Origin of the sequence: Bacillus cereus group sp. RP43, from assembly GCF_040459645.1 — a bacterium.
GTDB classification, from domain to species: domain Bacteria; phylum Bacillota; class Bacilli; order Bacillales; family Bacillaceae_G; genus Bacillus_A; species Bacillus_A mycoides_C.
The window spans coordinates 1,460,816-1,473,313 of sequence record NZ_JARVHQ010000001.1 but is presented as its reverse complement, the minus strand read 5'-3'; the positions used below and the strand labels follow the sequence as shown (position 1 = coordinate 1,473,313).

Genomic DNA, 12,498 nt, shown 5'->3' with positions numbered 1-12,498 from the left:
CGCCTCTCATAATTAAGCAATTACCATCTTTTGCGAAATCAACATTTTCGGATGTACAATGCATTGATACTCTCCATTGGTAGATAATTGCTGTGTATTTAATCCAATCAGTACTTTGTTTACAACAACCGAACTACCTTCATGATAAACTCGCACACAATCTGGCTTAATTGCCCATAAAAATTGGTTCTCTACTCCTACTGCTCGGAAAGGAATTAAACGTAGTTTCGTCGCCCATCCAGAATCATTTTCTGGTATTTGAGGAATTTCTGTTTTGGAATAAATTTGTTCTGTTAACCAAGCTGGCAAACAATGTTCTAATGATGAAATATGCATAATCATAACGGGTGTTTTCGTTAACGGGTCATAAAGTTGGTTCCCACTATCAATTAGACCTGCTAATTCTAGTTCCTCTCCAGCTAATTGAATTTTCACTTTCACGATTTGATCATAGTGTATCTTTGTGACCTCTACGCTTTCTATACGCTTTTTAGAAAAATAATAAATTACTGGAAAACCAAAAATAACAAACAACCAACTAATTGGATCGCCGTAAGAAACTGATTTAGATTGAACTAATCCATTTACCATTTCGTTCGTTTGCAAAAAGTAATGCGTTCCAATTAATCCTCCACCAACCATAAAGGTTACAAAATAGAAAGTAAAAACAGTTTGTGTATAATTTCTAAATGTCGAAAACCCAAATGCTGTATACACAATAAGTAACGAGTACAATAGTTTCATAATTGGATGTGTCATCATAGAAGCAAAAGGCGTAAAGGCGAAAATAACAATAGTTGAACCTATAAATGCCCCTAACACAAGCCTCCATCTTTTGATTCTCTTTTTTAACACGGTGGCTGTTAATAAAAGTAAAAGAAAATCAATGCAGGCGTTTAACAACCAAACAATGTCGGCGTAAACAACCAAACAATTCACCTCTTTTTTTAAGTTGAGACTAGTATAATGCATATCCAATAGGAAAGTGTGTCAATTGGTGGAGGGGTTTTTTTGTTATTTTGTGATTTCTAGACATAATCTGTCGGTAAAAAATAAAAGTGTATTTTTCATAGAATAATATAAATCCCTTACTTATATACATAATAATTGAATTATACATATACAAAGTTTATCTTGCTATTTGCGGGCAGTAAGACCCCTCTTCAAAATTCAGTTATAAAAAAGTACAGAAGTTAAGTGGGCGTCGGGCTAACCATCATTTTTGGATGAACACCCCCGACTAATTAAAGTTTCATTTTATCTATCACAGCTTATCGCTTAAAAGTAGGACTGGACTCTCCATATGCAAAATAAAAAAAGATCTGCTTAGCAGATCTTTTCCATTTAGACAACAAAAAAAGGAGCATGAAAGCTCCTTTTCTTTTATCGTCTACGACGGTTACGTAAGAATGCTGGAATATCGATGTCATCTGAATCTGTATGACGATCATGCACAACCGGCTCTTCACGTTTCATTTCACGCTTAACTTCACGTTGTTTTGAAGGTTGAGCTACTGGCTGTTGTTGCTGTTGCGTGTGATTCGCAGTCGGACGGATAATTGGTTTTGGTGGCTGCGTCGAAGCACTATCATCAAAACCAGTTGCAATTACAGTGACAACTATATCATCTTTTAATCCTTCATTAATAACAGAACCGAAGATCATATTTACTTCTGGATCCGAAGCTGAAGCTACAATATCTGCTGCTTCTTGTACTTCATATAAACTTAAGTTTGCGCCGCCCGTAATGTTCATAATAACACCTTGAGCTCCATCAATAGATGTTTCTAGTAATGGACTAGAAATCGCTTTTTTCGCAGCTTCGGCAGCACGGTTTTCACCATTACCAGAACCGATACCCATTAAAGCAGAACCTCTATTAGACATAATTGTTTTTACGTCTGCAAAGTCTAAGTTAATTAGACCTGGTGTAGCAATTAAATCAGAAATACCTTGAACACCTTGACGTAATACGTTATCTGCTTCACGGAACGCTTCTAACATTGGCGTATTTTTATCAACAATCTCTAATAAGCGATCATTTGGAATTACAATAAGTGTATCTACATTTTCTTTAAATGACGCAATACCAGATGCAGCTTGAGTTGCACGTTTACGCCCTTCAAATGTAAATGGACGTGTTACAACACCAACTGTTAACGCGCCTAGTTCTTTTGCAACTTGAGCAACAACTGGAGCTGCACCAGTTCCAGTTCCGCCGCCCATACCAGCAGTTACGAAGACCATATCCGCGCCACGAAGCGCTTCTTGAATCTGTTCTTTACTTTCTTCTGCAGCTTTTTTCCCTACTTCAGGGTTTGCGCCTGCACCAAGTCCACGCGTTAATTTTCCACCAATTTGCATTTTCGTTTCAGCTTTTGATAGATTTAATGCTTGTGCATCAGTATTCACAGCGATAAAGTCTACACCTTGTACACCGTGTTCAATCATACGGTTTACAGCATTGTTTCCGCCACCGCCGACACCGATAACTTTTATATTCGCTAATTGATCTTGAGTAGTATCAAACTCTAACATGTCGAAATCCCCCTAGAACCTCATTTTTCGTGTCCAATTTTAATCCCATAAATAACGGAATACACGTTTTACTTTTGACATCATGCGGTCATCATTTTGATTAGTATTGTTTTGATTACGAGTTTTTTGTTTCGCAGGTTGCTGTTGTACCGGCATTGGTGCTGGTACTGTTTCAAAATGTTCTTGCTTTTCCTGCACATTTTTCCCACGTAATTTAGCTTTTTGATAAGAATGTTTAATTAATCCAACTCCACTTGTATATTGAGGCTCACGCACACCAATATAATCAGGAGTTGCTATACGAACATTTTCATGTAAAATATCGTATGCAAGATCAAGAATACCTGGCATAGAAGCTATTCCACCAGTTAGTACATATCCAGAAGCTACTTGCTTTACTCCTAACTTACGCACTTCATCTTGAACAAACATTAAAATTTCCTCTACACGAGCCTCTATTATATCCGATAATTCCAACTGAGAATATTGTTCTGTTTGATCGCTTCCCATAATAGGAACCGTGAACATCTCTTCTTCAGATGCTGTATCATAAAAAGCATGTCCATATTTCAGCTTAATTTGATCTGCATTTTCTGTTGAAGTTTTCAGCCCAATCGCTATATCCTTCGTTATATGATCTCCACCTAATGGCAATACGCTCGTTGCTTGCAACTCTCCATCTTTAAAAATAGATAAGGTTGTAGATCCTCCACCCATATCAACAAGGGCTACCCCTCTATGTCTTTCATCCGAAGATAACGCAACTGTCGCTGCCGCTAAAGGTTGCAGACAAATATCAACAATTTCAAGACCTGCTTTTTCTACACAACGAAGTAGGTTATGTAGTAAAGTTCTCGAGCCTGTAATAAGTGTACCTTCCATTTCTAATCTTACACCGATCATCCCGCGTGGATCGTTAATCTCGTCAAGACCGTCTACAATGAACTGTCGAGGTACCACATCAATAAATTCACGTTCAGGAGCAATTGACACAACTTGCGCTGCATCTAGAACGCGTAAGACATCTTCATTCCCGATTTCACGATCTTCATTTGAAACAGCAACTACTCCGTGACACGGGAGCAACTGTACCTGGTTTGCATTGACACCTACTACAACTTGCTCAATGTGGATACCCACCATGCGCTCAGCCTGTTCAATTGCTTTTTTAATTGATCGAACAGTTTCATCTATATCAACTATCGATCCCTTCTTCAAACCATTTGATTTTACGTTTCCAACACCAATAATGTTTAAGCTATCATTAACCATTTCACCAATGATGACTTTAACATTGGATGTACCGATGTCAAGACTAACATATATTTCATTGCTGTTCATTCTTTGGCACCTCCTTCTTTATTTATACCATACAACTCAATATATGGAACAACAATCGCAACTTTACTATTTATAAGAAAAATATTCAACGTCTTTATACGTTTCCCTTTTTTAACCCTATATTTTTCTTATTTTTATTTAACATTCATTTAAGAATATCGCAGTAACCTGTGAATAACTGCTTTATCTTGAAATAATTATATTTCAAGTGTAAAGATTACCGCCAAGTATAAGTCTACACTAAGATGTACTTGTAGAAAAGTGAAACTTGTACCAATCCTAGTATGAATCTAAGAAAATTTACATTTTTTTCATCAAATTAAGCATTCTTGCAAATTAGCATCCATATAAAAGAACGTTTGTTTTATTTCATACGTAATGACGCAGTAAAAACTATCATTCTATTCTTTCTTTTCTTCAGCACCTAGTTCCTTCGTATATGCACCCACTTCTAAGTCAATTAAAACCTTCTTGCCAGGTTCAATTGTTTTTAAAATAAGTGGATAAGCTTCCATTCGCTTTGCGAAATTTTGAATAGTGGTGCTCACTTCATATCCTTCATTCATATATAAAGTAAGATGATCTTCATTTGCGTTCGTTGGTGTATAACGAATTTCAGAAATAGACCTTAAAATAGTCGGCGTTAATTTTTCTAGTTCTGCAATTAATTCCTTCATTTTTTCCTCTTTAAACGGTTCAAAAATTGGTGCTGCAACTGGAAGTTTTCCATTCGGAAGTACATCGAGTGTTTTCCCATTTTCTAATAACGGTTGTAATTTCCCATCTTTGTTTATATAGCCAATTGTTAAATATTCTTCGATATGAACATCAATTTTGTTTGGGAAACGTTTTTTTACATTTACCGCTTTAATTTCTTTTCGTTTCGTTAAGTTTTCTTCTGCTTTATGTGCTGTTACTCGGAAATAACTCGTATCATATGTCACACCTGATTCCTTCATAACTTGTTCATCTGTCATATAATGATTTCCAAACACACTTATCTTTTTTATATTACTAAGCGGAGACCGAAAATAAATTAAAAAGAGTACTAATAAAAATAAAATCGATATGTATAAAATCAACCTATGATTAACAGGTTTCTTATTCTTTTTCTTTTGATTCTTTAATTTTGGTACACGATCTTGTAGTTTAATCACTTTACTATTTTTCATGTACGATCCCCCTATGTAACATAAAGAACGGCATGTTCCTCATGCCGTTCTTATCTTCTTATTATAACATAAATGATAATGAGCGGAACGAACAAGCGTTATCTTCCAATTATTTCTACTTCTGTATGCATATCGACACCAAATTTATCCTTAATTGTACGCTTTATCAATGCGATCAAGTCTAATACATCTTGCGCTGAAGCCACACCAGTATTAACAATAAAATTCCCATGCATTTCAGAAATTTGAGCTCCACCTATTTTATAGCCACGAAGCCCTGCTTTTTCTATTAAATCTCCTGCAAAATATGGGGCTGGATTTCGAAATATACTTCCTGCACAAGGATGATTCCAAGGCTGCGTTTCACGGCGATACTCTTTATTCTTTTGCATGCTTCTTACAATTTCCTCGCGTTCGCCTACCTCCAATTGGAATTCAGCTTCTAAAACAATACCAGGGCGTTTCATTTGCAATACAGATGTACGATAAGAAAACCCCATTTCGGTATTCGTCAACCAATTAATTGTTCCATTTTCAAACAAAATACAAGCTTTCGTTAATATACTCGATATATCTGACTGATGAGCACCTGCATTCATATACACCGCACCGCCAACACTTCCTGGAATACCACTTGCAAATTCCAAGCCAGCTAATCCCTGTCGACTAAGTAAAGTTGACAATTTAATAAGGGGATATCCAGCACCAACTCTTACTCTATGTTTTTCGACTTCTAAGTGGTCTAATCCTTCTCCTAAACGAATAACCACACCTTCTATACCTCGATCAGATACGAGAAGATTTGAACCACGACCAATTGCAGTCCACCCTGTCTTGTACTTCTTTACTAACTCTAGCGTCTTCTCAATACCAGCAACATGCTTTGGCACAATTAAAATATCAGCTGGTCCGCCTATTTTCATAGTCGTGTAACGCGCTAACGGTTCATTAACTAACACACGGCCAACATTGGCTTCTAAAAGCTCTTTTACTAATTGTTCCATAGACAATCTCCCCCATATTAAGTCTCCTTATTACAGTAATATGCAGGGCGTTCACCTAATGTTATTTTTTAATAAGCTTGTTCATTACTTCATATAGCTTATTTGCTGCATCTGGAATACCAAGTTGCTTAGTAGCCAGTTTCATATTTTGTAATGTTTGTGTATCCAATAAAATCTCATCAATGTCACGAATAAGCGTTTCAGATGTTAAATCTTTTTCAAGTAGCATTTTAGCTGCTCCTTTATCAACAACTGATCGTGCATTTTTTTCTTGATGGTTATTTGTTACATACGGACTTGGAATTAATACACTTGGCTTTCCTAACGCTGTTAATTCTGCAAGCGTTGTAGCCCCTGCTCTTGAAACAACAAGATCTACACCAGTCAGTACCTCTGGCATATTATGAATAAAAGGTTTAATAATAACATTATTCGGATTCCCTTTTTGTTTCACGGCTTCCATAACTTTATCATAATGTACTTCGCCTGTTACATATAATACTTCGTAACTTTTATTCCCAAATTGTTCAATCGCTTCTACAAAAGCATCGTTAATCGGTCTAGCCCCGCGACTCCCACCAAAAATAAGCACGGATTTTTTAGAAAGGGATAGTCCTACCGAACGTTTTCCTTTCATTCCATTTTGGTCCATTACTTCTGATGCACGTGGATTACCTGTCATAATCACTTTTGACTGTGGGAAATGTTCTGCAGCTGCTTCAAAGCAAACTGCAACTTTATCGACATAACGACTTAAAAATTTATTCGTTACACCAGGTACACTATTTTGTTCATGTACAATAGTCGGAATACCTAATTTAGCCGCAGCATATACAACTGGCCCACATACGTATCCACCCGTACCAATCACAATATCAGGGTTAAAACGACGAATATATCGTTTACTATCTTGAACACCTTTTAGGAAACGCATTACTGTTTTTACATTATCAAGAGATATTTTTCGTTTAAATCCACTTATAACAATAGATTGGAACGGAATACCGGCTTTCGGTACGATGGTACTCTCTAATCCATTCTCTGTACCAATGTATAAAAACCTTGCTTCTGGATTTAGTTTTTTTATTTCTCTAATTAAAGCAAGAGCTGGATAAATATGTCCTCCAGTACCCCCACCACTTACTAATACTCGCACTACTGATTCCTCCACTTCCCTGTTCTTATTCAATCGTATTTATTTCTATATACATATTGTATTTTCACACACACACGAAAAACCCTGTCTTTTAAACAGGGTTTAATAGCGAGAATGGCGACTTATATTCAATAATACACCTACTGCCATTAACATTAAGGTCAAACTTGATCCACCATAACTTAAAAACGGCAAAGTAATACCCGTAACAGGCATCAGTCCTGTTACAACACCAACATTAATCATTACTTGAATCGCAATCATCGCCACAATACCTACTGCTAAAAACGTACCATATAAATCTGGCGCTCCTAATGCTATACGAACCCCGCGCCATAATAATAGACTAAATAATAATAACACAAATGAACCACCAATAAAACCTAATTCCTCGGATAAGATCGCAAATATAAAGTCTGTTTGTGGTTCAGGTAAATAAAGAAATTTTTGTCTACTTTGTCCAAGTCCAAGCCCAAATAAACTACCAGGTCCAATTGCGAGTAACGATTGGATAATTTGAAATCCACTTCCGAGCGGATCCGACCATGGATCTAAATATGATGTGATGCGTTTCATTCGATACGGTGCTGATGCAATTAACCCTACAAATCCCGCTGCACCAAGCAAACCAAACATTGCAAAGTGAAAAACCCTTGCTCCCGAAATGAATATCATAATAATACATGTCCCAACCATTACCGTTCCCGTACCAAGATCTGGTTGTAACATAATCATCCCAAAAGCAAGAAAGACAAAACTAAGAGCCGGTAGCAAACCACGTTTAAACGAGGTAATTAATTTTTGTCGTTCCGCTAAAAATTTTGCTAAGAAAATAATCATCGCGAATTTCATAAACTCTGACGGTTGGATAGAAAATGCTCCGATTCCAATCCAACTTCGCGCTCCCCCACGAACGAGACCTACTCCAGGAATAAGAACGAGAATAAGCAGAACGAAACAAACTAGTAAAATTACTTTTGAATACGTACGCCACACCCAATAATCAATTTTCATGAGAAAAAACATAGCTACTACCCCAAGACTTGCAAATAACAATTGTCTTTTTGCAAAAAAGAATGAATCCCCCATTTTATAAGAGGCCCAAACCGCACTCGCACTATAAACCATAATCATTCCGATTGTTAACAACGTAAGTGTAACGATGATGAGAATAAAATCAGGCGTTTTCTTCATTACCCATAAACACCACCTCTTTGGGCAGAGCCTTTTGCCCTATGTAACAAAACATCAGTAGGTGTTAGCCTACTGATGTTTTGATTTACTTTATATAAGTTTATGCACAGCTTGTATAAAAATGTCTCCTCTTTCTTCAAATGTTTTAAATTGATCCCAGCTTGCACATGCTGGTGAAAGAAGAATAACATCACCATCGGCAGAATGAGCATAAGCTTTCACTACTGCATCATCTAAAGTATCGACACTTTCAATTACATCTAATCCTGCTTTTTCTGCCGCTCTTACTAATTTTGGTGCAGTTTGTCCAAATGTTACAATCGCTTTGACATGTTTAAAGTATGGAATTAAATCATCAAATTCATTACCACGATCAAGTCCACCAGCCAATAATACAATCGGTTGTGTAAATGCAGATAATGCTTTTTCTGTCGCTAGCATATTCGTCGCTTTTGAATCATTATAAAATTTTCGATTATTAATCGTTGTTACATATTCTAAGCGATGTTTTACACCTGTAAAACTTTTTAACACAGCAGTAATTGCTTCATTAGAAACACCTAGTAATTTAGCAATACTCATTGCTGCTAAAATATTTTCTAGATTGTGCTTACCAGGTAAAACAATATCGCTTACTTTAACTACTTTTTCGCCTTTAAAATAAAGAGCGTTACCTTTTATACACGCACCATCTTCAATTTCTTTCGTCGTCGAAAATAATACTTTTTGTCCTTTACTATATGCCGATAATGCCATTACATCTGCATCATCTGCGTTAATTACACTATAATCTGTTTCAGTTTGGTTTTTGAAAATATTCGCTTTCGCCAAACCATACTCTTTCTTCGTCCCGTGATAATCTAAATGCGCTTCAAATAAATTTAAAAAGGCTGCAATTTTTGGTTGGAACGATTCCACTCCCATCAATTGAAACGATGAAAGTTCCGTAACGACAACTTCATTTTCTTTCGCCAATTGTGCAACTTCACAAGCCACAGTACCTATATTCCCCGCAATAACTGGGTGCTTTTGTCCTTCTTTTAACATTTCAAACGTTAACATTGTCGTTGTTGTTTTGCCGTTAGATCCCGTAATCCCAACAAACGGTGCTGCTGAAATGCGATATGCTAATTCAACCTCAGTTACAATTGGAATTTGCTTTTCTTTCGCCGCCATTAAGAGTGGATTAGAATATGGAATTCCTGGGTTTTTTACGACAAGTGAAATGTTTCTCTCCAACAATTCTAACGGATGCCCACCACATACAACATCCATTCCTTCCGCTTGTAACTCAGCAGCAAGCATATTACCCACTAATGGTTTCCCATCATTTACAATGACGTTTGCACCTAATTTTTTTAATAAAGTAGCTGCTGCATAACCACTTTTAGCAATACCTAATACAAGAACATTTTTATTTTGATATTCAGTTACAGTTTTCAATTACATCCACACCCCGATATAAATTCCTAGCACAGCTAATAAAAATCCTACAGACCAAAACGTTACAACAACGCGCCACTCTGACCAACCACATAATTCATAATGATGATGTAATGGGCTCATTTTAAAGACACGCTTTCCTGTTGTTTTGAACGAAATAACTTGGATAATAACAGATAAAGTTTCCGCTACGAATACACCGCCAATAATAACGAGTAACAATTCTTGTTTTAACAAAATCGCTACAGCTGCGATAGCACCACCTAAAGCTAGAGAACCTGTATCCCCCATAAATACTTTCGCTGGATTCGCATTGAACACTAAAAAGCCCAGTACAGCTCCTACAACTGCCATACAGAAAATAGCTACCCCAAATTGTTCTTGAGCTACAGCAATAATACTAAATGCTCCGAATGCAATAGCAGCTGTTCCTGATAATAAGCCATCTAAACCATCTGTTAAATTAACCGCATTTGATCCACCAATAAGCATAAATAATACAAGAACAAAATATGCCCAGCCTAATTCAAATTTAACATCAGTTCCCGGAATCATGATATAAGTGTGAAATGCTTGCCCTTTTCCAATTAAAAAGAACGCAATAGCAATTACAAGCTGACCAATCAATTTTTGTTTTGATGTTAAACCAAGATTTCTTTTCTTTACTACTTTTATGTAGTCATCTAAAAATCCGATTAATCCGTACCCAAATGTAACTAATAATAACAATGATACTTCTGCACCTAAATTGTTAAATTTAATCGCCATAATAAGCGTAGTCACCATCATAGATACATATATGACAATACCACCCATCGTTGGTGTCCCTGATTTCTTTTGGTGTGACTTCGGTCCTTCGTCACGAATACTCTGTCCGAACTTTAATTTTCTTAAAAATGGAATAAATAATGGCGAAAGGGCAACAGAAATTAAGAATGCTACCCCAGCCGTTACTAATAAACCTTGTTCAAGCACATGTAGTCCTCCTCTCATGCTGTTACACTTCGTTGTTTAAACGCTCCGTGATTGCTTCTTTAGCGACTTCACGATCGTCAAAATGATGAACTTCTTTACCAATAATTTGATACGTTTCATGCCCTTTACCAGCAATAATAATAATATCTTCTGCTTTCACTTTCGAGATAGCGGAACGTATCGCTTCTTTTCTATCAACAATTACTTCATAATTATTCCCATTTGCATCATTTACCATATCATCCAAAATAGCCTTCGGATCTTCACTTCTTGGATTATCTGATGTATAAATTGCATGAGTTGCATATTCGGTTGCAACACTTGCCATTATTGGTCTTTTCGTTCTATCTCTATCACCACCGCAACCAACGATACAATATACATCACCTTTTGCAAACTGTTTTGCTGTTTTTAGTACGTTCTCTAAGCTATCAGGTGTATGTGCATAGTCAACAATAACTGTGTAATTTTGTCCACCATCAACAACTTCAAAACGTCCAGGAACGCCAGCAAGCTCTTTAATTACATCAATAATTGTTTGTAAGCTCACTCCTGAAACAAGACCTGCTGCTGTAGCTGCTAACACGTTGTATACATTAAACTTACCAATTAATTTCATCGTAACATTTACAGTTTCATACGGTGTTACAAGTGTAAATGTTGTACCGCCACTCGTCATTACGATATCTCGTGCCATAATGTCGCTTACAACATCTATACCGTATGTTACAACAGTAGCTGCTGTACTTCTCATATACTCTTCTGCTACTGGATCATCACTGTTTAATATAGCGTATTTTTCGCGATTATGATGATAACTATTGCCAAGCTGTGCAAAAAGCAATCCTTTCGCATGCTTATATTCTTCCATCGTTTTATGATAGTCTAAATGATCTTGTGTTAAATTCGTAAATACTGCAACATCGTAATCGCACCCGTGTACACGGCCAAGATCTAGAGCATGAGACGAAACTTCCATTACTGTGCTATCCACACCTTGTTCAACCATTCTTGAAAACGTCTGTTGAAGTGTTAGTGCATCTGGTGTTGTATTTTTCACCTCAAATGTTTCATCACCGATTTTCATATTAATCGTTCCAATTAGCCCTGTTTTATGACCATGTGCGCGCATAATTTCATCCATAATATGCGATGTTGTTGTCTTTCCATTTGTACCTGTAATACCGATTAAATGTAACTTGTGTGTTGGTTGGCCATAAAAATAATCAGCTAAAACCGCTAGCGAACGAAAAGTATTTTTCACAAGTACAACTGGAACGTCAACATCAATTGGTCTTTCCGCAACAATAGCAGCCGCTCCTTGTGCGGCTGCTTGCTTAGCAAAGTCATGGCTATCAACCGTATATCCTTTCATGCATATAAATAAGCTTCCCTCTTTCACTTTACGTGAATCCGCTTCAATAGATGTTATTTCTGGATTTTCTTTTGGAACAACTGGAAAATCATGCAAACATGATACAAGTGTATGCAACTTCATTTCACTAAACCCTCTCTACATTGTTTATTTATCTCTTATTTTAGCAAGTAACACGTTACCTCCTAGTTATATAAAAATAGGAGGTAAGTGCTACTATAGTCTAATCAATAGATTTATTTATTAATGAGACACTTATCGTCTCAAATAAAGCAATTTTTCTATAAAAAACTCACTTCC

General features: G+C 36.5%; 10 protein-coding genes. All 10 read right to left on the bottom strand.

Going from position 1 to position 12,498, the window contains the following annotated elements; genetic code table 11:
* Positions 1–12 precede the first annotated feature (12 nt).
* Positions 13–930, bottom strand: coding sequence for a sigma-E processing peptidase SpoIIGA (spoIIGA, locus tag QCI75_RS07830; protein WP_199672413.1), 918 nt, complete (start codon positions 928–930; stop codon positions 13–15).
* A 453-nt stretch (positions 931–1,383) separates the two neighbouring features.
* Complete coding sequence (gene ftsZ, locus QCI75_RS07825; RefSeq protein WP_002014730.1) at positions 1,384–2,538, bottom strand: cell division protein FtsZ; 1,155 nt, start codon at positions 2,536–2,538, stop codon at positions 1,384–1,386.
* A 39-nt stretch (positions 2,539–2,577) separates the two neighbouring features.
* Positions 2,578–3,879, bottom strand: a complete 1,302-nt coding sequence (gene ftsA / locus QCI75_RS07820) for a cell division protein FtsA (protein ID WP_144503893.1) — start codon at positions 3,877–3,879, stop codon at positions 2,578–2,580.
* Positions 3,880–4,280: 401 nt separating this feature from the next.
* On the bottom strand, positions 4,281–5,051 hold the full coding sequence (divIB, locus tag QCI75_RS07815) for a cell division protein DivIB (RefSeq protein ID WP_002111435.1): 771 nt from the start codon (positions 5,049–5,051) through the stop codon (positions 4,281–4,283).
* A 98-nt stretch (positions 5,052–5,149) separates the two neighbouring features.
* Positions 5,150–6,055: a UDP-N-acetylmuramate dehydrogenase gene (gene murB, locus QCI75_RS07810; protein WP_098777377.1), complete on the bottom strand. Its 906-nt coding sequence runs from the start codon at positions 6,053–6,055 to the stop codon at positions 5,150–5,152.
* Between the two features lie 61 nt (positions 6,056–6,116).
* On the bottom strand, positions 6,117–7,211 hold the full coding sequence (murG, locus tag QCI75_RS07805) for an undecaprenyldiphospho-muramoylpentapeptide beta-N-acetylglucosaminyltransferase (protein ID WP_144503895.1): 1,095 nt from the start codon (positions 7,209–7,211) through the stop codon (positions 6,117–6,119).
* Between the two features lie 102 nt (positions 7,212–7,313).
* Positions 7,314–8,405 (bottom strand): stage V sporulation protein E, encoded by a 1,092-nt coding sequence (gene spoVE, locus QCI75_RS07800; protein WP_353760193.1) that lies wholly within the window; start codon positions 8,403–8,405, stop codon positions 7,314–7,316.
* 90 nt (positions 8,406–8,495) lie between these two features.
* Positions 8,496–9,848 (bottom strand): UDP-N-acetylmuramoyl-L-alanine--D-glutamate ligase, encoded by a 1,353-nt coding sequence (gene murD / locus QCI75_RS07795; RefSeq protein ID WP_353760191.1) that lies wholly within the window; start codon positions 9,846–9,848, stop codon positions 8,496–8,498.
* Entirely contained in the window at positions 9,849–10,823 is a 975-nt protein-coding gene (mraY, locus tag QCI75_RS07790; protein ID WP_002014738.1) for a phospho-N-acetylmuramoyl-pentapeptide-transferase, read from the bottom strand. It lies immediately after the preceding gene.
* 22 nt (positions 10,824–10,845) lie between these two features.
* Positions 10,846–12,321 carry a UDP-N-acetylmuramoyl-L-alanyl-D-glutamate--2,6-diaminopimelate ligase gene (murE, locus tag QCI75_RS07785; RefSeq protein ID WP_353760189.1) on the bottom strand — a complete coding sequence of 492 codons (1,476 nt, stop codon included), beginning with the start codon at positions 12,319–12,321 and terminating at the stop codon, positions 10,846–10,848.
* Positions 12,322–12,498: the final 177 nt, after the last annotated feature.